The organism is Evansella tamaricis, from assembly GCF_019042215.1.
Taxonomy (GTDB): Bacteria; Bacillota; Bacilli; order Bacillales; family Salisediminibacteriaceae; genus Evansella; species Evansella tamaricis.
The window spans coordinates 1-24,294 of record NZ_JAHQCS010000044.1; the positions used below are offsets into that span (position 1 = coordinate 1).

A 24,294-nucleotide genomic window follows, 5' to 3' on the forward strand; every position below is an offset into this window, starting at 1 on the left:
GTCCAGCTCCAGCGCCTACTCGCTGCGGGGCACTTCGGAAGTGACAACTGAAGTCAAAGAGCGGACTTCAGGTTGTCATTCCTCCACTGCCCTACACTCGTGACCAAAGGCGCTTGCGCTTTTCTTATAGTCTAAGTGTTTGTCTACGGTAATTAAATTAACTAATTTAAAGGAGGGCTTTATATGGGACACGATATCTCAGGATATAATCAAGCCGGAGAGGAAATTGCTTATGCTCGATTTAGCATGGGGAATTACAACGCATTCATATTGTACAGTTTACTTGATGCAAACAAATTCAATGCAGGGGTAAGTGGGTCAGGAGAAAGTTCTAATTTCACGGTTCAACAAATGGAAGAAGCTTGGAATAACTATAATCAACAATATAATAAAGAGGATTCTTTAACCGAAACGGATATCTTTTATTGGGATAAAAACCAGATATCAGAGTTTTTACTAAACTGTTTAGAAACTGCAAAAAAAGAAGGGAGTGTCGGAGTGTATTTTGGTTAATCAAATTGACATTTCTTAAAATGCACCATATTTTTCCCCGGAAATTCCTACTATCCCATAAGATCTCATGATTTGTTGGCCAACCAGTCCTTACACGCTATCACTACTCTTCTTAAAATTGTCTAACTTGTCTCCTTTATGAACAAGGCATTCAAATTTCTTAATAGAACATTTACATTTTCTCTATATTGAATTCAAAATTCTTCGGTATCATAGTGAATAGAAAGATAATGATGGTGAGGGATATTTAAATGTCCTTATTACATGTACTTGGAAAGAAGCCAATCATAGCTGCTTTAAGGGACATGAACGATCTTCCCCTTGCATTGGAAAGTCAAGTGGACAATATTTTTTTCATGTGTGGCAGAATGAATGAAATGGAAAAAGCTGTAAGGTCGACCCATGGAAAAGGTAAGAGAGCGTTTGTGCATATTGACTTAATAAAAGGGTTATCTAATTCCGATAGAGAAGTAGTGGAATTTATAGCAGATATTCATGCTGATGGTATAATTACTCCTAAAAGCCATTTAGTGAAGGAAGCGAAAAAGGTAGGTATTTACGGTATTTTACACTTTTTTGTATTAGATTCCTTAACCATTCATAAAGGGTTAAGGATTTTGGAAGATATTCAACCTGATGGGATTGAAATTATGCCTGGTGTTATTCCAAAGGTGATTGAAACATTCTCTGCACGAGCGGAAAATACCCCTATTATTGCAAGTGGATTAATTTCTTCCAAATCGGAAGTGGAAACAAGTCTTCAGGCGGGGGCGACGAGCCTCTCCGTAAGTGAACAGATGTTGTGGGATTTAACCTTCGATAAATTGTTTCAAACAACGGATAATTAAATAAAAATAAACAGAGTGAAGTGATATGAGAGAAAGCTCTGTACAAGTGTGGATGTGGGAGTCTGTCCTGCGCACATATTTGTACAGAGCTTTCTTTTTTTTCCAAGTTTAATAGAAAGGGGATAGAAAAATTGTCCAATAAGACATTGATAATCAGCATTGACGGCATGGCTGCCAAGTATTTAAAAAACTCCAAGATCCAGTTGAAAAATATGAAAAACCTAATGAAAAAAGGTGTTTTCTGTGATCAGTTAACAACGGTATTTCCCACTTCCACTTGGACCATTCATACATCAGTGGTTACTGGTACATACCCAGGAAAACACGGAGTACTTGGAAATTGGGTATTTGATCGACAAAAGAATGAAAAGGGGGAATTCTTTGGGGACCGGGAATATGACAAGGATAAGGTGGTCTCTGTTCCTGCTTTGTATGATGTTGCGAAAGAATATGGCTATACAACCGCTTCTCTTTGCTGGCCAGTCACGAGAGGTGCATCCAAGATAGATTGGAATATTCCTGAATTTTATGAACAGGAACTATTCGATGAATTTGCCACCCAAACCTTTTGGGAGGAACTTAAAAGGAGTGGCTATCCAGTTCATAAATACGGGGAATGGAGTACAGATCATGGACAAGGCCACCTGCAAGATCATTTAACGGCCAAGATAGCAGAGTATTTATTCATTAATAAACAGCCTGACATTACATTTTTACATTTTTTATTAGTAGATAGCTATCATCACGATTATGGTAATGACAGTCCTCAAGTCTATTGGGCAATAGAATATATTGATTCCCTATTAGGGGAATTGATGAATACACTTGAAAACGAAAATTTATCTAACCAAACAGACGTATACCTCTTTTCTGATCATGGTTTGACAGATATGAAGCGGGAGTTTTATCCAAATCGATTATTCGCTGAAAAGGGCTGGATTAATCGTAATCAAAAGGAAAGATCCAGTGTCATAGCAGTGAGCAATGGAGGCAGTCTACTTATTTATCTAAACGATAAGGAAAACGTGACCGTAGAATCTGTTTCAGATGTTCTTCGAAACGAATCTGCAGTAGATCTGCTGTTTACCAGGGATGATTTTCCCTCCAGTGGTTTCCCGGGAGAAGGGGAGTGGCCGTTGGTTTGCCCCGATATGATCGTGGGACTAAAGCATGATACATATGCAGTGGAGGATGATAAAGAAGGTCCAGTCTACATGGAAGTGCAGTCAGCGAAAGGAAAACATGGTCATTTTCCCAATTCGGAAGATCTTACTCCATTTTTCATCGCAGCGGGTCCGTCCATTGGTTCGGGGAAAATTGAAAATATGCATATCGTGGATATAGCCCCGACGATTGCCTTTAACTATCAACTTCCTTTTTCACACAGCGATGGTCGCATCTTGAAACAGATCTTTAAAGGTGGTGAGGCACTGGATTAAAGAGGAGGCAGATAGAGATATGTGGAGGTTTAGGAATGGTAACAGGACTACTTGAGAAAGTTGACGCTTATTTATTTGATTTAGATGGCTGTATTTATTTTGGAGAAAGTCCTGCACAAGGGGCTAAGGAACTCGTAGACTTCCTTCGATCCAAACAGAAAAAAGTTTTCTTTGTTTCCAATAACTCAACAGATTCAGCAATGGATATTGCCGAACGACTTCATCAGATGGAGATTTTTGTTTCTCCAAATGAGATTTATCACCCAACGGGTTTTATAGGGGACTATTTATATTCCCTTCACGGTTCAGTTGTGTTAAAAGTTGCAGGAAGTAATCGACTACATGAGAGCCTTATGAATGCAGGTCACCGTATATTGCCGATAGAGGCGAAACAATGTCCCGATTGGGTAGTCGTTGGCAGAGACATAAACTTCACCTATGAAAAATTAACTTTTCTGGCAAGGGACTTGGAAGATGGGGCTGCGTTAGTGAAAACAAATCCCGATTCCTTTCACCTGGATGCCGATGGGAATAAGGTTCCTGAAACGGGTGCTATTGCATCTGCATTAGAATTTATGTCAGGAAAAAAAGGGTTTGTCGTGGGGAAGCCAAATCCTTTATTGCTACAGAAAATATTAACGGACAATCAATTAGTACCTTCCCAATGCGCCATGATTGGAGACAATCTTTTAACGGACATTTATGGTGGCAAACAAGCGGGACTAATGACAGTTTGGCTAAAAGGAAATCAAACGATCGAACAGAGTGAAACGGTTCCTGATATTACAGTAAGAACAATAAGTGAGCTAGGGCAATTATTAAATACATTAAATATAAAAGCGGAGGTATAAGGATTATGAAAAAACTAGTATCCATTTTAGTATTGATGTTGTTAATCAGTTTTGCTGTTGGTTGTTCAAATGAGGCGGAAGGAAATGTATCAGAAAAGGACAATGACACTACGAACGAATCTTCTGAAGATCAAACAAAGGAAGAGGAGAAACAGGAGGAAATTGCTCAAGATCCGACAGAAATAACTCTTTATTTTCCTGTAGCTGTTGGGGGACCGATCACAGAACTGATCAACACGATGGCAGATGATTTTAATGCTGAGCAAGATGCGTACATTGTTAATCCCATTTATACGGGTAGTTATGGAGAAACGATGACGAAAGCTCAAACAGCAATGAGAAGTGGAGATCAACCCCACTTAACGGTTTTATCTTCTACAGAATTATTTGCACTCCTTGAATCTGACATGATTATTGCTTTAGATGATCTTATTGAAGAATCAGGTGGAGACGATTATTTAAACGACTTCTATTACGGGTTTTTAGAGAATGGTCAAACAGAAGGAAGTACGTATAGTATCCCGTTCCAACGTAGTACACAAATTCTGTTTTACAACAAAGAGGCATTTGAGGCAGCAGGCTTAGACCCTGAAACACCACCTACAACTTGGGATGAGATCGTAGAATATGGAAAACTTTTGACGACGGATGATCAATGGGGTTATGAAATTCCTTCCACTTCCTTTGTGGCTTGGTTATTTCAAGGGTTAGCACTTCAAAATGGAAAGAACTTAATGTCTAGTGATGGTACAGAAGTTTATTTTGATACTCCGGAAAATGTGGAAGCATTAGAATTTTGGAGGGACTTAGCCTCTGTTCATGGAATTATGCAAGATCCAGTTATTGATTGGGCAACTTCTCCTACAAGTTTCTTAGAAGGACAAACGGCAATGATGGTCCACACAACTGGAAACCTAGCTAATATTCGAGATAATGCAAGTTTTGAATTTGGAACAGCTTATTTACCAGCAGGAAACCGTGATCATGGTACACCTGTTGGTGGAGGAAGTTTCTATATCTTTAATGGTATTAGTGAAGAGGAAGAGCGCGGTGCTTGGGAATTCATTAAATATGCTACGAGCCCAGATGTAATGGCTCAATGGAGTATTGACACAGGTTATGTGGGAGCAACAGAATCTTCATATGAAACAGAGATCATGAAAGCATATCTGGAAGAATTCCCACAAGCGGCAACAGCAAGGGATCAATTGGAACACGCACATGCATCTATTTCAACATATCACAATGCTGAGATTCAACAAATTCTTTCTGACTTTGTTCAAGCTGCCTTATTAGGGGAGATGACAGCAGAAGAAGCGTTAAAAGCGGCTCAGGAACAAGCAGATCAATTATTAGCTCCATATAAACAATAATTTATACTAGGGGAGAGGAAGGAAGAATGAAAAAGAGATTAAGAACTAAACTGCATACATGGTTCTTCCTCCTTCCTTCCCTTGTTTTCCTTATCTTGTTTACCTTTTATCCAATGATACAGACGTTGATCCAGAGTTTTACTCATACTTTCCGTGGAGAGACGTTTTTTGTAGGGATGGAAAACTATTTGATGCTTAAGGATGACAAGGTGTTTTGGAAGGTAATGGGCAATACAGTAACGTTTGTTTTAGCAGTTGTTCCCATTAGTATGGCTTTGGCACTTAGTATGGCCTTGTTTCTTAACCGGAAATTTATCGGGAGCGGGATAATGCGAGCAGTCTTTTTTTATCCGGCAATCATTCCTTCTGTTGCGATCGCAAATATATGGTTATTTGTGTATACTCCTAATTTTGGCTTACTAAGCCAGTTCCTTTCCCTATTTGGAATATCATCATTGAACATACTGGGGAATACGGAAACAGTTTTATGGGGAACCATCGTGATGGCTATCTGGAAGGAAGCAGGGTTTTATATGATTTTTTACCTGGCAGGTTTACAAAATCTCTCCAAGGAAATCTATGAATCGACTAAATTGGACGGGGCGAATTCGTGGCAAAGCTTTTCCCGTATCACTTTTCCACTGCTTATGCCAACTACATTGTTTGTCCTTATTTTAGCAACTACGAATGCGTTTAAACTAGTGGATCATCTCGTTGTTATGACGGGTGGAGGTCCAAACAATGCAAGTAATTTACTTCTATTTTACATATATCAAACGGCCTTTTCGTACTGGAATGACAGTAAAGCAGCGGTTTTGACAATCATTTTTCTAGTAATCTTGCTTTCTATAGCTGTGTTCCAACTTGTCGTATTAGAGCGGAAAATCCATTACAGGTAAGGGGTGAGTCAAATGAAGTTAATGAGATTAAGTATGTATGTATTAGGAGCATTATGGCTCGTTCCATTTATCTGGGTGTTCCTTACCTCGTTTCAACCAAGAGAAACCATTGGATCAGGTTTATTTCAATTCACCTATACGTTAGATAACTATACATCAGCCTGGTCAGGGGCTCCTTTTTTACAGTATTACTTAAATACGACGATTATAGTACTGGGAATCCTAAGTGTTCAGTTATTTACTGCAACATTGGCTGCGTATGTTTTTGCAAAAATGGAGTTTAAAGGAAAGGAAATTTTATTTGTTCTATTCCTTGTTCAACTGATGGTACCAAACGAAGCATTAATCGTACCAAACTTTCAAATCATCAGTGATTTTTCCTTGATTGATACGAAACTGGCTGTAATGATGCCTTATTTTATGACAGCGTTAGGGGTATTTTTGCTCCGCCAGCAGTTCAAATCAATTCCAGCAGAGCTAGAAGAAGCGGCACGAATCGATGGGTGTGGGCCACTCAGAATTATAACGAAAATCTATCTTCCCCTTTCCGTTCCAACGTATGTTGCTTTTAGTTTAGTGTCAGTTAGTACACACTGGAACAATTTCTTATGGCCACTCATTGTCACTAATTCAGAAAAAAATCGGCCGATTACAGTGGGGCTTTCGTTATTTTCCGGATCATATGAAACGGGAGCGCAGTTTGCAGTATTGACAGCAGCTACAATTATTGTAGTGGCGCCACTGCTTTTAGCATTTCTTATTTTTCAAAGGCAATTTATGAATAGTTTTATGCAAACAGGGATTAAATAGGAGCAGGTCAGAAAAACCCAACTCCATGCCGAAGCAATTAAGTTGGGTTTTGGCTAACACTTGTATTCTGCAGATTAATCTAAAAATCGGAAAAGATCTCCATAAATAATCTTGTCGGAATAAAAAAGCTCCATTGCCCCTTTTTCTTGAATATCTTCACAAGAATCGAGGGAAATTTGTTCCCCGGTTGCAGTGTTAAAACACATATCATTTGTATAGATTAAGTCATCGGTAATGACGGAACCATTTCGTAATACAGCAAAGTCATCCCTGTCTTCAGCAAACAAGTCATTACCGAACATGATATGATCCCCCTCCGGTATTCCTAATAGATTGAGTAAGGTGGGCATAACGTCCACTTGACCAGATACAGAATCGATTCGCTCCCCTTCCATTCCTGGAATATGGATGAGAAGAGGCACGCGTTCCAGTTTCATTGATTCAAAGATATCAATCTTTTTCCCTAAGAAGGTGCTTAATTCCTCGTAATGACTGTTTGCGATACCATAGTGGTCGCCGTACATCACGAGAACCGTATTTTCATAGAGGCCATCTTCTTTAAGTCGCTCCACTAATATTCTCATTGCCTCGTCTGTATATCGGACAGTTGGGAAATATTGATTAACGACATTACTTTCTGAATCGAAAGGTTCTATCAATTGATCCTCTTCCTCTAAATGATAAGGAAAATGATTTGTTAATGTTAACATTTTCCCATAAAAAGGTTCCGGAATTTCCTTTATAAAATCCATTGATTGCTCTACAAAATCAATATCCTTCATTCCCCATCCCACAGAATTCATCATGGAGATTTTATAGTCACTAAAAGAGTATGTGTCTGTATAACCTAAACTATCGTACATTACATTCCGATTATAGAAAGTTAGATCGTTTGCGTGAAAATTAGCAGTTGTATATCCATGATTTACCAACGTTTTTGGCAGGGCATTCCATTCATTTTCTGCATGAGTTAAAAACACAGCACCTCTTCCTAAAGGATAAAGGGAGGTGTTAATAAGAAATTCAGCATCAGAGGTTTTCCCTTGCCCTGTTTGGTAGTAAAAATTTTCAAAGTAAAAACTATCTTCAATAAGTTCATTAATGAAAGGTGTGATTTCTTCTCCGTTAATACTTTCTTCAATGACAAAACTTTCAACAGATTCAAGTGATACAATGATCACATTCATATCTTCTGCAGCACCAAACATATCAGGATTAGGATCGACACGATGGGTTTCTAAATGTTTTTCTATGGAAGACCAGTCGTCTTCTTCCGCAAATACAGTTTGTGTACTTGTTTGTGTATGAACGAAAGCATCATATAGATAGAAGTTATAAATGCCCAATGTCTGAATTAATTGATTGCGATTAAACGTGTAACTTTTATCTAGAAAGCTCACTTGAGAAATGGCAATTGTGAAAAAAACCATCACTGTAATAAAGATTGGTTTTGATTTTCCAAAAGTGGTTTGGTTAACTGTAAACCAGCTAAATTTTTTTATAAGAACTAAACTAATAAGGACTATATCAATGAAATAAAGAAAATCTGACCAGTGTATTAAGGCAAAGATACTGGTGCTCAAGTCCCCCATATTACCGCCCATTAATAGCATCGGCAGAGTGATAACGTCGCTGAATTCCCGATAGTAAACAACATTAGAATAGAGGACGACGGTCAAAAGGGTACTGACGGTAAGGAAATATAAAACTTGAAGTTTCGGCTTTAACATGAGTCCAATACTATAGACAATCAATAAAATAAAGAGTGGATTTACAAAGAATACTAATGCTTCGATATACTGGTTAATATTTATGTCAAAAGTTATCAAGGATACTATGAACGTTTTCATCCATAACAAAACTAAACATAGAAGCATAAATCTATGGTGATTTATAAAATTTTCCATTTTCGCATCCCTTTCTTTTTATCCCATAAAAATGGAAATAGCAGTCTCTATTTTAGTATATGGAAGGAATTAGTGCAATGTTGATTTCATATTTACATGAATTTATAGATTTATATATTTATTTCCCTTATTTAAGTTTACAAAACGGACTGGACAACATATTTAGCAGATTTAATAAATTGTTAACTTTTTGATAAAAGTTTTTTAATATTCTATTAGATTTTCTGTGGAAAGCTCGTTATTTGAGTTGAGCTGGAGATGAGCTATCGGTAATACTGGATATGCAACCATCGTTGGGATTGTCGTTCCAGTGATCATTACGAAATTAAAGCTCGACCCGGTAATTGCCTCCGGTCCATTGAAATCCCATATCACCGTGCCGGGATCAAATAGTTAGAAACCAGTTATTATATTGACAAGTGAGACCTACTTCTCTGCTTTCCGGTTGTATGCTTCATACCTTTCTATTTATGGTCTTTCGTTTTATTATTGTTAACTCGTGCAACACCTAATGCAAGATTAGACTAAAGTATATTCTCCACCTTTTCTCCCAATGTATCTTCACAATCAACAATCAGAACAACTTCCGAGAAGGAATCGGGTACTTTCTCCTGTTTTTTTGTTTTCTTTTTCGTATAAAAGTAATCGATGATAAAACCGATAATGGCACCAATAGCCAGACCTAGTAATCCCCAAATAATTGGCCCCCATTTTAAAATGAAGCCAAAGGATGCCCCTAACACAGAACAGGCCGTCCCCAGTGCTGCTGCTATATCAAAGAGACTGACACCATCTGATCGATGAATGCTATCAAATAATTTCTTCTCTTCCCTCCTTTTTTCGAAAGGTACAGCTAAGATTTTGGTTTTATTTATTCCATTTTGCTCCAAATTAGCAATAGCAATTTCCAATGAAGTGGATTGTTCGAATGATGAGATAACTAACATGGGATCAACCTCTTTTATCCTCAAGTAATTTCAAGTGTAGATTTTGATAATTTTTTCTCAAGTACTCCGATTGTTCCGTTTTAAACAATTTATTGTATTCTATTGCTAATGAATAGGATTCATAAACAGCAAACCCGTATAGGGACGGCATAAATAATGCCCATTGTGGGTTAAGAATTTCGGTTCCTTCACTCAACCTACCTAAAAGGGTTAGATGAAGGGCTGGCAAAAAATTTGAGAAATAAGTACAAACAATCCAGCATAACAGGAGAAAAAATCCCGTTGGAATCCGCTTTAAATAAAGATGTCCCATACCAGGCATTAGGATAGACCAAACCATCTATAACCACGGTTGTCTCTTATCTAAAAAATTTAATCCCATTGCCCCTAGTTTAAACGGGACGATTGGTGCCTTATCTTTATTTGCGAGGACATATATCTTATTAATGTCTACCGATTTACGATAACTGTCCCATATAGAAGCGATGTAAACGGGAATGTATAATAAAACCCATTCCGTATTAATAACTTCCTTCGCCTTTTCAAATTCTCCTGTGAAAGAATAAACCATCGCTAAATTGACTTTTGCATTCACATTGATTATGAATTCCCAAGCAAATAAAATGAATCCCTTTATATAGGCACTCAACATAATATGCCCCATACCCGGGAAAGCAGCTGACCACCAGGCAGCGACCCAAGGATTTTTAAGCTGAATAATATTAGTATTAAAAGAACTGACATAGGCACGATAGTAGCGGGCTGACTGTGTTGATGTTTTACTATCCACTCATTTCACCTTCGTGGTTAATGGAGTCACGAAAAAACCAGCGATAATAAATTCTTGAGATATAATATGTACCCCATATGGTAATAAAACTCCAATACCATCGCCATTTTGGGTATGTAATAAGCCTGGTTTTTTTAACTGCATAATATTCAAACACAACAATTAGCGATGTGTGAAAAAAGTAAAACAGTAACTTTATTAAATTGGATTTTTTCTCAGGATAATGGATATTGAAAAGTGTACAAAGTGTAGGGTAAACAAAATACTCAAAAGTAAAACTTGCCTTATTTGCTTTTTTAAAAAAACGGATTGGATATGTAATCAATCCCTTCTCCACGACAATCAGTCCAAATAACCATGTGATTGCCTGCTTAAATAAAAATGCAACATGGGCATTTCGAATTTTATTTTTTGGGACAAAGAGGATGAGCAGCACAACACTGATAATCCAAGAAGAAATCAAAACAGTCTTTTCTTTTTCATATGCCAATGGAAAGCCTCTCCATTCTTAATAAATGTTTAATAGTAGTATGTACAACATTGCATTAAATTACATGAATTTCCTTAGTAAATAAGAGGACCTTAGTTAATATTTCTTTGATAGGTAAGAATTTATAAGTTATGACACCTTCGGAAGTGACAACTGAAGTCGAAGAGCGGACTTCAGGTTGTCATTCCTCCACTGCCCTACGCTCGTGACCATAGGCGCTTGTGCTTTTCTCGCTTTATTAAAATTTTCTATAAACAATTTTAGAGCATAGGCATATGCTAGGAGTGTTTCATAAAGATTTAATTTTAGGAGACGTGATAAAAATTTTAAAAAAAGTATAGACAGTTAGCATGGTTTTCTTTTATAATGATTTGGAAAGTTGCATTAGGTAAACAAATATAGCTGAGTACCAAAAATTAACTACGACACAAAATTAATAAACTAAAGAAATTCCAAAAAATTTTTACTTAAAATGTTTCCTTGATACAACAAAATTTAGTATGGACAAATCAGAAAAATATTGTCTACTATTGAAATTACGTTTAATGGTAAGAGGAGGAGAAGGAATGTTTAAAAAAAAGTTTCTGTCTGTAATTCTTTTGTTTAGTTTGCTATTGGCTGCGTGTAGTACAGGGGACAATGATGGTGAGAGTGTATCGGAAGATGGACTGACAATTACAACTAGTTTTTCGGTATTAGGTGATATCATTTCACAAATTATTGGTGATTACGGTAGTGTGGAGTATATTGTTCCAATAGGGGAAGAACCACATGAGTATGAGCCAGTGCCTAGTGATTTCCAAAAAGTAAGTGACGCAGATGTTTTTTACATTAATGGACTTGACTTAGAAGAATGGCTGGAAAAAATTGTTTCAAATGTAACGGAAACGGAAATTGTGGAAGTATCTTCTGGAGTAACGCCAATTCCTTTAGTTGGTGATGATGAAGATGATCCACATGCATGGTTAAGTCCTAAAAATGTGATTCAATATGTTGAAAATATTGTTGAGGACCTTGTGGCAAGGGATCCAGATGGGGAATCAATCTATAGAGAAAATGCAGAGGCGTATATTGAGGAATTAATGGAACTTGATGAATGGATTGAGGAACAAGTTCAACAAATTCAAGAAGAGCATCGCGTTATCGTTGTCAGTGAAAATGCATTTAAATATTTTGGGGAAGATTATGGTTTTCAAACAGAAGGTGTCTGGGAAATCAACTCCCATGAAGAGGGTACTCCGCAGCAAATGAATCGTGTCATTGATATTGTAGGGGAAAAGAACCTCCCGGCTGTATTTGTGGAAACTACAGTAGATAAACGTTATATGGAAACCATTTCAGAAAACACAGGGGTTCCAATTGCAGGAGAGGTTTATACGGATGCTATTGGTCCTGAAGGTAGTGGGGCTGAAACGTATATCAAAATGATGAGAGAGAATGTAAATGTATTTGTTAGTGGATTAAGCGAATAAATTCATAAGAAAATCGCTCCTTTGGTGTATTATTGGTGGTACTTTAATTATACCAAAAGGAGCGATTTTCTTATTTTTCATTTTGTTAAAAATGTACAAGTGATTTCCCTATGTAATAATATATACTCGAAATGAGTAAGGCGGCGTCTCCTGTGGGAAAAGCAACGAAGGAACTGAAAAAGTTTAAAATAACTTTCCAGTTAATTTAAAAAGCAACAGCCGAAGACCCCGCAGGGCGGTTTTTCCGAGGAAGGCTGAGGCGTTGCCCACGGCAAAGAAGACACTGCGAGTACGACAGAAGGGAGTAGGAACAGATGTCGCACTTGTGCCTTGTGTGAAAGCGTCTGCCTGTAGCAGTTTTGAGTAAACTGTAAAGTGGACCTTATAAAGAAGAGGGTGCCACCAAACGTTATACTTTTGGGACACCCACTTTTTTACTGTAAATATATTTTTTAATGTATGGAGATGAAATAGATAAGAGAATAACAATAACCATAGCCAAGGCTTTCGTCACTTCTAAATCCCCCTCGAAACAGTGTTTTTTCTCAAGTGAAAATAAGTTGCGTAAGGTAAACTTATTGATAATATCATATTCAATTAAGCCAAACGTGTGATTGAATAAAAAACAGGCTATAGATAGAACGAGGGCACCGAAAAAGTGAAAAGAACTTTTTCAGTGCCCTCTATAGAACCAGGTCCTTTGTTAATTCTGCTAGAGTATTCAGCTGTTTTGGATACTACTTGTTTAGTTTAACGAGAAAGTTCAAGGGTGACTTTACTCTGTTAGCCAATTGGAGGTGCTATTAATATGACCGAAAAAGTGGTTGGAGTTACCCATTCATTAGATCAAAAGTCTGAAATGGTAGAGGGATTAACGAAAAATGGTATCGCGCAAAAAGATCTAACAGTCATCACAAAGGGTGATGAACATGCAGAGCGGTTTATTAAAATGATGTTGTGTTAGTTAACGAAAGTACAATTACGGCTAGGGAAAAGGAAATGAAGCAAAAAAAAATACATCATTAGGTAATCAACATCACAACAAGGGTTATAAGTTCAATTGAGGTTGTTTTATTTAGGAAGAATCCTCCTTTTTAAGACAAGCCCAATTTTTTTTAGTAGCTTAATGAAACTTTCTGTATTAAGAAACGTTTACATTACTAGAGACAAATTCCCAAAGTACTTGGAAGAAAAAGTGTATTTTACTAATAAAAACGGAATTAATTTTCACGAATAAATCTAACCTTCGTGTTATGATAATCATATGTAACTATTTTTTTGAATAAATTTATTTTTCCAACATAAGAAGGAGGTTGTTACCTTGAGAAGCCGTCGTAATTCTTCTGTGGTCGAGCCACAGATTAATAGTATGATAGAAAATGTGGAAAAAGTGGTTGTGGGAAAGCGAAAGGAAATTGAACTTAGCTTCATAGCACTTTTGAGCGGGGGGCATGTTCTATTGGAAGATGTTCCTGGTGTAGGGAAAACAATGTTGGTTAGAGCTATTGCCAAGTCCCTCGGGGCTGAATTTAAGCGAATTCAATTTACTCCCGACCTTCTTCCCTCTGATGTAACTGGTGTTTCTGTTTTTAATCAGAAAACAATGGAATTTCAATTCCGCCCAGGTCCAATTATGGCCAACGTAGTCCTGGCAGATGAAATTAACCGAACGTCGCCTAAAACACAAGCTGCATTATTAGAAGCTCTTGAAGAAGGCAGTGTCACAACTGATGGGGAAACTAGAGAATTGCAGGAGCCATTCTTTGTCATGGCTACTCAAAACCCAATTGAATATGGGGGGACATACCCATTACCAGAAGCACAATTAGACAGATTCCTATTTAAATTTAAAATTGGATATCCTTCCAAACAAGAAGAATTAGAAGTGTTAAACCGAGTGGAAAAGGGACATCCAATTGCCGAGTTAGAGGCTGTTATTTCATTAAAAGACTTAATTCAAATGCAAAAAAAGGTAGTAAACATCTACGTGGATGAAACGGTGAAACGGTACATCATAAATTTAGTAAATGGCACAAGACAACACCATGCTGTATATTTAGGTGCAAGTCCACGGGCATCTATTGCTTTAATGAAAGCAGCTCAGGCCTATGCATTCATGCAAGATCGTGATTTTGTAGTTCCAGATGATGTGAAAACATTAGCACCATACGCCCTCCAGCACCGTGTTTTATTAAATTCCGATGCCAAACTGTCTGAAATGACAAATGAACGGATTATTAAAGATGTTATTGATCACGTTCCCATTCCAGTCGGGAATGAAACGGCAAAATGAAACTGACTCGTATATGGCATAGTGTGAAAATGTTGGTAAGGGGCTTTTTTGTTGTAGGATTGTTCTTGGCAATCTTTAGTTATGCCATGTTTCAAGGTGGTTTTGTCAGCTGGTTTTTGTTTTACAGTACAACGATCCTAGTGGTCCTTATGCTACTGTATGCAGCTATTCCCCTTGGAAGTTTTCATGTCTCTAGGTCTATTGGGAATGGAGCATTAACTGCAGGATCCGAATTGAAAATAACGGTTACCATTAGGAGGAAATGGCCGTTTCCATTCCTTTATTTATCTGTTTATGATGATGTAGGCTCCAGGCTTTTAAAACAAGCACCGATGAATCGCTCAAGGATGATTTTTTATCCAACCATTAAGAGGGAATTGGAATATTCATACGTCATTCCAGAAGTAAACCGGGGGGAATACAGCCTCCATGGAGTGCATTTAGAAACTAGTGATATGTTTGGTCTCTTTCAAAAAAAGAAGTTCGTTTCTTTAGAAGAAACTATTCTAATCTATCCCAACTATCATGAAATTGAACATTGGACGGCATACGAAAGACATGAAGCGGAAACAAGGATGTCATCCCTTGATTTTATTGAAGATGTTACCTCAGTTGCTGGTGCAAGGGAATATGAACCGGGAGATAAACTAACCAGTATTGATTGGAAAGTAACAGCGCGCTCGAACAAGTTGATGACGAAAGAATTTGAAGAATATTACGGACAGAACTTTTTAGTTGTGCTAAATAATTACCTTCCGGAAGATAATTATCAAACGATAGAGGCTTATGAAAAATCTATTGAATTAGTGACATCTATTGTAATGCATGCTAACCGTAAACAGCATCTACTTGGTTTGTGGTCGATAGGGACTGTTAGCAGTATTTATCCATTAGATTCAGGGACCGAACATCAAAAAAGGATTGTAAGGCATCTTTCAAAGGTGGAAGGGATATTTAATGGGGATTTTAGCGGGGCGATACAGGAATATGAAGATCAGATTCCAAATGGAATAACAGTTATTATTGCTTCTACAGAAATTACAGATGCGATGTTAGAACGTTTACGCATTTATTTATCTAGAAGAATTAAAGTTTATTTCTGTCTGTTAGACCGAGGGACAAATTCAGATCCTTGGGAAGAAAAGCGAGTGAAAGAATTAAAACGTTATGGTGCAGAAGTATATTTGCTTTCTGGCGGAAACTTAGACCATGCGATCCCATCCTAGTAGGTGATTAAATGAAACGTTTGGCTGGGCAAAGACCCACCTCCATAACACATTTTTTTATATATGTATTAGCTTTTTTACTCCTGTGGGAATGGCTTAGACCAATTCCAACCGTTTCAAATACAGGTCATATTGACGTTTTTATATGGTTTGCATTTTTTAGTTCAGCCCTAATTTATTTGCGTATTCCAATAAAGTTTATTGTCCCCTGCTTGTTTTTAGGGATGTTATACGGTTTAAATTATATTTTCTCAAGGGAAAGTTTTTTTTCTAGAGAAGGGGGTCTCGAGACCTTTCGTTTGTTTATGTCTGAATCCATCTATAACATAAGCTTAATATATATGTGGGATTTGGCTTCATTAACGAACTTCTTTCGGACTCTCCTTTTATTTTTACTTTTGGCATTAATTTGTTACCTGCTATATTTCTGGATTTTCCATACTAGAAAAATCTTTTTCTTTTTACTTTCCACCATTATTTATATTACTGTATTAGATACTTTTACAGCGATTGATGCATCTATGGCTATTATCAGGATCGTTGTCATTGGTTTCTTTATGATGACACTCCTTCATATGTTAAAAGTTCAAGAAGAGGAAAAGGCTATTAAGAGGATAAAGGGAACATATATATCCACTGCATGGATGTATACACTTATATTTATGATTTTAATCGCCACCTCTATTGGTTATGCAGCACCTAAATTTGACCCTCAATGGGATGATCCCGTTCCCACATTTCAACGCTATGTTCTTGGTGAAGGACATGGCAGTGGAAGTGTAAACCGAGTGGGCTATGGTGAAAATGATGAACTGCTGGGGGGAGGATTTATACAGGATCATAGTACTGTCTTTTTTGCAGTGGCAGAGGAGGCTGCTTATTGGAGAGGGGATTCTAAACACGAGTATACTGGTCGTGGCTGGATAGGGGAACCAAGATTAGTAGAATCAGAAAGTAGTTATGTAGAAAATGCAATTGATTATTACATGTACCGGAACTCTGTCCATGTAGAAGAGAGGGAAGTCCTGATTACAATGGCTGATGGAGTGGGCTTTAATCACCTTTTTTATCCGGGGCAGTTAACCGATGTGGACCGCTCTCTACTATCGTTTGAACCTATAGGGAGTTCAGAAGATAATGACTTACCATTCACCTTCCTCACAGATGTGAATGGTGGAAAAATTAGTGCAGACGACAATACTATAGTATTTAAGGAATATGGCCTAACATACGACTATCCTAAGTTTTCGCTAAATCAACTCCGTGATAGTTCAGAGGATGATCCAGATAGTATAAGAGACCTCTATCTGCAGCTTCCAGAGGACCTTCCAGAAAGGGTTTCAAATCTTGCAGAAGAAATTACTTCTGATTATGATAATCGCTATGACCAGGTTATAGCAGTGGAACAATATTTTTCGCGAAATGGGTATGAATATAGGACTACTGACGTTCCAACCCCAGTCGAAGGTCAAGACTATGTTGATCAATTTCTATTTGAAACACAATATGGGTATTGTGATAATTATTCTACTGCCATGGCCGTTTTATTGAGGGCCGTTGATATACCTACTCGTTGGGTAAAGGGCTTTACAGCAGGAGAAGAACTGGAAGAAGTGGGTGAAGGTCATCGGTATGAGGTGAAAAATTCTAATGCTCACTCTTGGGTAGAAGTATATTTTCCGGATGTTGGATGGGTACCGTTTGAACCAACACAGGGTTTTACTAATAATGTGGAATTTTATGAAGAAGAGGAAGAAACAGTTACAGACATAGAGAGCTCAGAGGAAGACAGGGATGAACAGGAAACACCTGAACGGGAAGACTTAATGCCACTTTGGGAAGAAGAGAATGAAGACTTTGAACCAGGAGCAGCCAGTGGCAGTGGACGTAATACGAAATCAGGCATTGAATGGCTCACAACGAAAAACGTGATAATTTCCATTGTCGTCTTATTAATGGTAATGATTTTCTACCAAAAACAAAACCGGATACAAAATAGGTATTTTTTAATGAAATACAGAATCCTTGGGAAAGATGAGAAATTCTTGTCCGCCTATGATCGGCTTCTCTGGATACTCAAAAACGAAGGGTTGCCTCGTGGAGAAGGGGAAACACTTAGGGAGTATGCCACTAGAGTGGATCGCGTCTTAAATTCCATGTCTATGGCTAAACTCACTAAAACATACGAAAGAATGTATTATGGAGGAAAAGAGTTCAATGGGGAATGGGAAAAGCAGCGGAAAGACTGGGAAGAATTAGTTAAAGCGTTAAACCCTTGACCATTTGATTTTTTTCTTGCTAAAATAATTTGAATTCAATAGATTCATTCCATACCTCATATATCCTTAGGAATATGGCCTAAGAGTCTCTACCAGGTTGCCATAAACAACCTGACTATGAAGGCGATGTTTTCCTGTGAAAACTAGAAATACTGCCTTTGTGTCCAAATGCGAAGGGTATTTCTAGTTTTTTTTGTTAAAATATAAGAAAGTTTAAAAATTCAGCAACGAGCGATTACTTCGGTGGCAGCAATAGTCTACGAAGTTCCTTAACGGACGGGTATGCCCATAAGGAATGGTGCAGTTGGAATTTTGCGTTTTGAAATATTTATTAGAAAAGGTGGATGTACAATGCAAGAAATTCAAGAAAAAATAATTGTCCTGGATTTTGGAGGACAATATAATCAACTCATAGCACGGCGTATAAGGGATCTTGGAGTATTCAGTGAATTGTTATCCCATAAAATCACTGTTGAAGAGATAAAAGAAATGAATCCTAAGGGGATTATTTTTTCTGGAGGCCCAGGTAGTGTTTATGCAGAAGGTGCCCCTAGGTGTGATGAGAAAATATTTGATTTAGGTATTCCAGTGCTTGGAATTTGTTATGGTATGCAATTAATGACACACCATTTTAAAGGTAGTGTTGAGGCAGCTAATCATCGAGAATATGGAAAAGCAACGATTACAGTTGAAAACAAAAGCAAGTTATATGCAGGGTTGGAGGAAAAACAATCTGTTTGGATGAGTCATGGAGACCTAGTGGTAGCACCTCCATCAGGTTTTAAGGTTGATGCCACCAATGTTTCCTGTCCCGTGGCAGCCATGAGTGATGAGGACCGAAAACTTTATGGTGTTCAATTCCATCCGGAAGTTCGTAATTCAGAATACGGGAATGAGATGTTAAAGAACTTTGTTTATGGAATTTGTGAATGTGAAGGAAACTGGTCCATGGAAAATTTTATTGAAATGGAAGTGGACAAGGTCACTGAATTAGTTGGTGACCGAAAAGTATTGTGCGCATTGAGTGGCGGAGTTGATTCTTCTGTAGTTGCAGCCCTACTCCACAAAGCAATTGGAGATCAACTAATTTGTATGTTTATCGATCATGGACTTCTCCGGAAAAATGAAGCGGAAAGTGTTATGAAAACATTTTCTGAAGGTTTTGATATGAATGTCATTAAAATAGATGCAAAAGAACGTTTCTTATCTCGATTGCAAGGTGTTAAGGACCCTGAGCAAAAGCGTAAAATAATTGGAAATGAGTTTATCTATGTTTTTGAAGAGGAGGCAGGGAAGTTACAGGATGTAGATTTTCTTGCTCAAGGCACTCTTTATACGGACATTATTGAAAGTGGGACGGACACTGCTCAAACAATCAAATCCCATCATAATGTTGGGGGTCTCCCAGAAGATATGAAATTTGAATTAATTGAACCATTGAATACATTATTCAAGGATGAGGTACGTGCAGTTGGAACTGAGCTTGGTTTACCTGATGAAATCGTTTGGAGACAACCTTTTCCAGGTCCTGGACTAGGAATCCGTGTTTTAGGAGAAATAACAGAAGAAAAGCTAGAGATTGTTCGGGAATCTGACGCCATCCTACGGGATGAAATAAAAAAAGCTGGTTTGGATCGGGAGATATGGCAGTATTTCACTGCTTTACCTGATATGAGAAGCGTTGGTGTTATGGGAGATGCGAGAACCTATGACTATACTGTCGGAGTTCGTGCAGTAACTTCCATTGATGGAATGACATCAGATTGGGCGAGGATTCCATATGATGTGTTAGAAGTCATATCGACCAGAATTGTTAATGAAGTAAAGCACGTTAATCGGGTCGTCTACGATATTACGTCTAAACCACCTTCCACAATTGAGTGGGAGTAGTTTAAGGTTATTGTCTAACATTCACTAAAAAACGAATATTTTTTTAGTGATCACACTTAATATTCGTTTTTTGTGTTGACAGTGGTCCTGGGCGTTGGTAAACTTATTTTTATAATCTTTATAATCGTTCGTTTATAAATTAATGTTCGTATAATTGCGGGAATAGGGCCCGCTAGTCTCTACCGAGCTACCGTAAATGGCTTGACTACGAATGATGAATAGAAGTGTATGGAGTGCATGGGAATTTCCATCTTATCTTATACATATTTATCGTTTCGTTTTCATTTATTCTTTGCTCCGGGCCCAATTTATGTTGGGTTCGGAGTTATTTTTTTATACAAGGGTACAATAAGCTCTGAAAAATTAGTTTTGCAGATTTAAAATTTGTTAATAAAAAGGAGAGTTGGCAGATGGATCGTTATTTTCAGTTCAAAGAATTAGGCACTGACTACAAAACGGAAACACTTGGTGGTTTAACAACGTTCTTGGCAATGGCTTACATTTTGTTCGTTAATCCTTATTATCTTGGCATTGCGGGAATGGACGAAGGAGCAGTATTCGTTGCAACTGCATTAGCAGCGGCTATAGGATCAATTATTATGGGTGTTCTGGCTAAGTATCCGATTGCTTTAGCACCAGGAATGGGATTAAACGCATTCTTTACATTTTCTGTTGTTATCGGTTTAGGGATTCCTTGGCAAACAGCATTATTAGGTGTATTTATCTCAGGTATTATCTTCATTATTATTACAGTGGTAGGGATTCGGGAACTAATTATTAATGCAATACCGGCAGAATTAAAATATGCAGCAGCAGCAGGTATTGGTCTATTTATCGCATTTATTGGATTACAAGCTGCGGATATAATCGTTCTTTCTGAAGCAACAATCGTAGAACTTGGAGACTTTACTAATGGTGCAACACTATTGGCTGTCTTTGGTATTATAGTTACGGTCATTTTAATGGCTATGGGGCTTAAGGGTGGTATTTTTTACGGAATGATTCTTACTGCAATTGTTGCGGTAATCTTTAATTTAGCTCCCGCCCCATCAAGTATCATCGGTTCGGTTCCAAGTATTGCTCCTACATTCGGAGCGTTTTTAGAGCCTTTCACAAATCCGGAGCTTTTTGAAATTAATATGTTGTCACTAGTTATTGTCATACTAACATTTTTGTTCGTAGACTTCTTTGATACAGCAGGTACACTTTATGCAGTAGCAAATCAAGCTGGTTTCGTTAAAGATAATAAACTGCCAAGGGCACAAAAAGCATTACTTGCTGATTCTTCTGCCACTGTGGTAGGTGCGGTACTTGGTACTTCCACAACAACTGCTTATATCGAGTCTTCATCCGGTATTGCTGCAGGTGCACGATCTGGTTTCGCATCGATTGTTACAGGGGGATTATTCTTAGTAGCACTTTTATTTTCACCTTTACTAGTAGTTGTTGCAGATGCTCCTGCTGTAACTGCACCGGCTTTAATCGTTGTGGGGATATTGATGGCAAGTGCTTTAGGAAATATAGATTGGAAAAAATTCGAAATCGCAGTACCAGCATTCTTAACAGTGATTGCAATGCCATTAACATATAGTATCGCAACAGGAATTGCTTTAGGTTTCGTCATGTATCCTATTACAATGCTTGCTAAAGGAAGAGGAAAAGAAGTTCATCCTATTATGTATGTTCTATTCTTCGTCTTTATAGCATACTTTATCTGGCACTAATAACTTCGGACAACAACGCATAGAGGCTAGCACAAACCTAACTAAAATCAATAACAAAGTTTAGTAAAGAATAAAAGGTGAAAGAGAGACACCACCCAAACTTATTGGGAACGGTGCCTCTCTCTTTTTTATTTATTGAGTTTGTCCTAAACTCTTTTCCAATGTGCTTTCGCTCTTTCTGGGACCAAAAATATGTTTATGACTCCCGTGTGAGAGTGGAAAATTATGTGTGTTTCTTAATAACTTATAGGATGGAATCACCATGTTTTGTGCACAATACTGTTAAAGTTTGGTATAAGGGGGCTTTTATATGCCAGCTGTTGTCTCTGTTAGTACCGAAACTCCACCTTTTACAATTACACAAAAGGAAACAGAGCATATAGTCAGGGAATTATTCCGTGATTCATTTCCGGATATTGACCGATTAATGAAGATATTTGACAATGGACAAATTGAACAGCGTAATTTCGTAGTACCAAAAGAGTGGTTCCAAACAAATCACCCTTTCCAAGAAAAAAATAATCTTTATATTAGTGAGTCTGTTAGGTTAGGAAAGAAGGCAATAACAAACTGTCTAACTAAAGATTCCCACCTTTCTACTCCTATTCGAGAAAATGAAATTGAGGCTATTTTCTATGTCTCAAGTTCAGGATTGGCTACCCCAACGATTGAATCAAGAATTATGAATGAACTACCATTTTCACAACATACAAAGCGAATTCCTATTTGGGGGTTAGGGTGTGCCGGTGGAGCTGCGGGTATAGGACGGGCATATGAATATTGTTTAGCATACCCCAATGCAAAGGTATTAGTCCTATGTAGTGAATTATGTAGCTTAACTTTTCAAAGAAATGATATAAGAAAAAGTAATTTAATTGGCTCATCCTTATTTGCGGATGGAGTAGCATGTGCCTTGGTTGTAGGTAATGAAGTCCTGGAAAAAGAACCGCTGATCACTAGCCCTGTCCCTTACATCAAAGGGACTCAGTCAACATTAATGCCAAACTCTGAAGATGTGATGGGGTGGGAAGTGACCAACGATGGACTTAGGGTGATTTTTTCGAAAGATATTCCTTCTATTATAAAGGATTGGCTTAAGCCTAATGTGGAAGAATTCCTTATACAACACGCATTAACATTAACGGATATAAACTATTTTGTTGCCCATCCAGGGGGAAAAAAAGTGTTAGAGGCATATGAGGAATCACTAGGTTTCTCGAGGGAAATGACCAGTATCCCGAGGAATGTTTTAAAGAAAAACGGAAACATGTCTTCTCCGACTGTTCTCTATGTATTAAAAGAGTTTATGGATTTACATACGGAAGACTATCATAAAGGGATATTGACTGCCCTTGGTCCAGGGTTCAGTTCTGAGTTGATTCTATTAGAATGGGGGTTATAATATGACTTTGTTTTTTATTATTTTGTCTATTCTTCTTATTCAACGGGGATTAGAATTGGTGGCAGCGAAAAGAAACGAAAAATGGATGGTTAACCGTGGAGGACTGGAATTTGGAAAGGGACATTACAAATGGATTGTCCTTCTCCATGCTGGTTTTTTCTTTTTTCTGTCTATGGAGGTACTTGTAACAGGAGCTGAGTTTCACCCTTTATGGCCAATCGTAATTAGTATCCTTCTAACGGCCCAATTGGCAAGATATTGGGTTCTGCTCTCCTTAGGAAAGTTCTGGAATACAAAAATCATCATCTTACCTGGAGAGACTATGGTGAAAAAGGGCCCATACCAATGGGTAAAACATCCAAACTATTTGATTGTAGCCGTGGAAATTCTTACGATACCTCTTCTATTTCAAGCCTATTACACAGCGGTGATTTTTTCCGTCCTAAATAGCTTGCTTTTGATTTTTGTTCGTATTCCCAAAGAAGAGGAAGCACTCCAGTTTCTCCTAAAAGGATCAGATTGATTAGGTTTAACCCTTTCTTTTTAAAGGTGGAAAAGGTTAGTATAGGGATATTCATTGAAAGAATGAAAGGGTGATTCGATGATTGACTTTATTTTACAACATGCTTTAGGTATGATTGCGATTATTTTTTTCATTAATATAGTCTATGTTACGTTGTTTACGATCCGTATGATCTTCACATTGAAAGGACAACGTTATTCTGCTGCATTAGTTAGTATAGTAGAAGTGATCATCTATATTGTCGGTTTGGGACTAGTATTGGATAACCTTACGCAAATTCATAATCTCATTGCCTATGCGATTGGTTATGCAATCGGAGTATTGGTAGGTATGAAGATTGAAGAAAAACTAGCACTGGGGTATATTACAGTCAATGTGATAACAAAAGAATACGAACCAGATATTCCTAATGCACTACGGGACAAAGGGTACGGAGTCACAAACTGGGTCGCCTATGGAAGGGAAGGGGAACGCTTGATGATGGAGATTCTAACTTCTCGGAAATCGGAGCGGGATTTGTATGCCTCTGTGAAACATTTAGATCCACACGCATTTATAATCTCCCATGAAACAAAAGCATTTTTTGGAGGGTTCTGGGTAAAAGGAGTGAGAAGGTAA

General features: G+C 37.7%; 22 protein-coding genes and 2 riboswitches. Of the genes, 17 read left to right on the forward strand and 5 right to left on the reverse strand.

Going from position 1 to position 24,294, the window contains the following annotated elements; genetic code table 11:
• The first annotated feature begins 183 nt into the window (after positions 1 to 183).
• The 7 genes from KS419_RS02800 (at position 184) to KS419_RS02830 (ending at position 6,733) form a co-directional block, all read left to right on the forward strand.
• On the forward strand, positions 184 to 513 hold the full coding sequence (locus KS419_RS02800; protein ID WP_217064568.1) for a hypothetical protein: 330 nt from the start codon (positions 184 to 186) through the stop codon (positions 511 to 513).
• Positions 514 to 764: 251 nt separating this feature from the next.
• On the forward strand, positions 765 to 1,361 hold the full coding sequence (locus tag KS419_RS02805; RefSeq protein ID WP_217064569.1) for a glycerol-3-phosphate responsive antiterminator: 597 nt from the start codon (positions 765 to 767) through the stop codon (positions 1,359 to 1,361).
• A 131-nt stretch (positions 1,362 to 1,492) separates the two neighbouring features.
• Positions 1,493 to 2,800, forward strand: coding sequence for an alkaline phosphatase family protein (locus KS419_RS02810; protein ID WP_217064570.1), 1,308 nt, complete (start codon positions 1,493 to 1,495; stop codon positions 2,798 to 2,800).
• 35 nt (positions 2,801 to 2,835) lie between these two features.
• A complete protein-coding gene (locus tag KS419_RS02815) occupies positions 2,836 to 3,651 on the forward strand; it encodes an HAD-IIA family hydrolase (protein ID WP_217064571.1) in 816 nt (271 codons plus the stop codon).
• Between the two features lie 5 nt (positions 3,652 to 3,656).
• Positions 3,657 to 5,024, forward strand: coding sequence for an ABC transporter substrate-binding protein (locus KS419_RS02820; protein WP_217064572.1), 1,368 nt, complete (start codon positions 3,657 to 3,659; stop codon positions 5,022 to 5,024).
• 26 nt (positions 5,025 to 5,050) lie between these two features.
• The gene (locus KS419_RS02825) at positions 5,051 to 5,923 is read left to right on the forward strand and encodes a carbohydrate ABC transporter permease (RefSeq protein WP_217064573.1); all 873 of its coding nucleotides are present in this window, start codon (positions 5,051 to 5,053) and stop codon (positions 5,921 to 5,923) included.
• 12 nt (positions 5,924 to 5,935) lie between these two features.
• A complete protein-coding gene (locus KS419_RS02830) occupies positions 5,936 to 6,733 on the forward strand; it encodes a carbohydrate ABC transporter permease (RefSeq protein WP_217064574.1) in 798 nt (265 codons plus the stop codon).
• A 74-nt stretch (positions 6,734 to 6,807) separates the two neighbouring features.
• On the opposite strand, the gene KS419_RS02835 is transcribed toward KS419_RS02830, so the two are convergent.
• From KS419_RS02835 to KS419_RS02850, 5 genes are all read right to left on the reverse strand, one after another.
• Positions 6,808 to 8,640, reverse strand: coding sequence for an LTA synthase family protein (locus tag KS419_RS02835; protein ID WP_217064575.1), 1,833 nt, complete (start codon positions 8,638 to 8,640; stop codon positions 6,808 to 6,810).
• A 524-nt stretch (positions 8,641 to 9,164) separates the two neighbouring features.
• Entirely contained in the window at positions 9,165 to 9,587 is a 423-nt protein-coding gene (locus KS419_RS02840; RefSeq protein WP_217064576.1) for a hypothetical protein, read from the reverse strand.
• A gap of 4 nt (positions 9,588 to 9,591) precedes the next feature.
• Positions 9,592 to 9,927: a hypothetical protein gene (locus tag KS419_RS24740; protein ID WP_246593625.1), complete on the reverse strand. Its 336-nt coding sequence runs from the start codon at positions 9,925 to 9,927 to the stop codon at positions 9,592 to 9,594.
• A complete protein-coding gene (locus KS419_RS24745) occupies positions 9,928 to 10,377 on the reverse strand; it encodes a hypothetical protein (RefSeq protein ID WP_246593626.1) in 450 nt (149 codons plus the stop codon).
• Positions 10,370 to 10,867 (reverse strand): CBO0543 family protein, encoded by a 498-nt coding sequence (locus KS419_RS02850; RefSeq protein WP_217064577.1) that lies wholly within the window; start codon positions 10,865 to 10,867, stop codon positions 10,370 to 10,372. Before KS419_RS02850 ends, KS419_RS24745 begins: the two co-directional genes overlap by 8 nt.
• Positions 10,868 to 11,433: 566 nt before the next feature.
• On the opposite strand from KS419_RS02850, the gene KS419_RS02855 reads away from it, so the two are divergent.
• From KS419_RS02855 to KS419_RS02900, 10 genes are all read left to right on the forward strand, one after another.
• On the forward strand, positions 11,434 to 12,339 hold the full coding sequence (locus KS419_RS02855) for a metal ABC transporter solute-binding protein, Zn/Mn family (protein ID WP_217064578.1): 906 nt from the start codon (positions 11,434 to 11,436) through the stop codon (positions 12,337 to 12,339).
• An 808-nt stretch (positions 12,340 to 13,147) separates the two neighbouring features.
• Entirely contained in the window at positions 13,148 to 13,303 is a 156-nt protein-coding gene (locus KS419_RS02860; RefSeq protein ID WP_217064579.1) for a hypothetical protein, read from the forward strand.
• Between the two features lie 405 nt (positions 13,304 to 13,708).
• Positions 13,709 to 14,632 (forward strand): AAA family ATPase, encoded by a 924-nt coding sequence (locus tag KS419_RS02865; protein WP_217064600.1) that lies wholly within the window; start codon positions 13,709 to 13,711, stop codon positions 14,630 to 14,632.
• Positions 14,633 to 14,697: 65 nt separating this feature from the next.
• Positions 14,698 to 15,858 (forward strand): DUF58 domain-containing protein, encoded by a 1,161-nt coding sequence (locus KS419_RS02870; RefSeq protein WP_246593627.1) that lies wholly within the window; start codon positions 14,698 to 14,700, stop codon positions 15,856 to 15,858.
• 11 nt (positions 15,859 to 15,869) lie between these two features.
• Positions 15,870 to 18,137, forward strand: coding sequence for a DUF4129 domain-containing transglutaminase family protein (locus KS419_RS02875; RefSeq protein ID WP_217064581.1), 2,268 nt, complete (start codon positions 15,870 to 15,872; stop codon positions 18,135 to 18,137).
• A gap of 36 nt (positions 18,138 to 18,173) precedes the next feature.
• Positions 18,174 to 18,275: riboswitch (purine riboswitch) on the forward strand.
• 213 nt (positions 18,276 to 18,488) lie between these two features.
• Positions 18,489 to 20,027, forward strand: coding sequence for a glutamine-hydrolyzing GMP synthase (gene guaA, locus KS419_RS02880; protein ID WP_217064582.1), 1,539 nt, complete (start codon positions 18,489 to 18,491; stop codon positions 20,025 to 20,027).
• Positions 20,028 to 20,153: 126 nt separating this feature from the next.
• A riboswitch (purine riboswitch) is annotated at positions 20,154 to 20,255 on the forward strand.
• A 182-nt stretch (positions 20,256 to 20,437) separates the two neighbouring features.
• Positions 20,438 to 21,751: an NCS2 family permease gene (locus KS419_RS02885; RefSeq protein ID WP_217064583.1), complete on the forward strand. Its 1,314-nt coding sequence runs from the start codon at positions 20,438 to 20,440 to the stop codon at positions 21,749 to 21,751.
• Between the two features lie 310 nt (positions 21,752 to 22,061).
• Positions 22,062 to 23,153: a type III polyketide synthase gene (locus tag KS419_RS02890; protein ID WP_217064584.1), complete on the forward strand. Its 1,092-nt coding sequence runs from the start codon at positions 22,062 to 22,064 to the stop codon at positions 23,151 to 23,153.
• A 1-nt stretch (position 23,154) separates the two neighbouring features.
• Complete coding sequence (locus KS419_RS02895) at positions 23,155 to 23,676, forward strand: isoprenylcysteine carboxyl methyltransferase family protein (RefSeq protein ID WP_217064585.1); 522 nt, start codon at positions 23,155 to 23,157, stop codon at positions 23,674 to 23,676.
• A gap of 78 nt (positions 23,677 to 23,754) precedes the next feature.
• Positions 23,755 to 24,294: a DUF2179 domain-containing protein gene (locus tag KS419_RS02900; protein WP_217064586.1), complete on the forward strand. Its 540-nt coding sequence runs from the start codon at positions 23,755 to 23,757 to the stop codon at positions 24,292 to 24,294.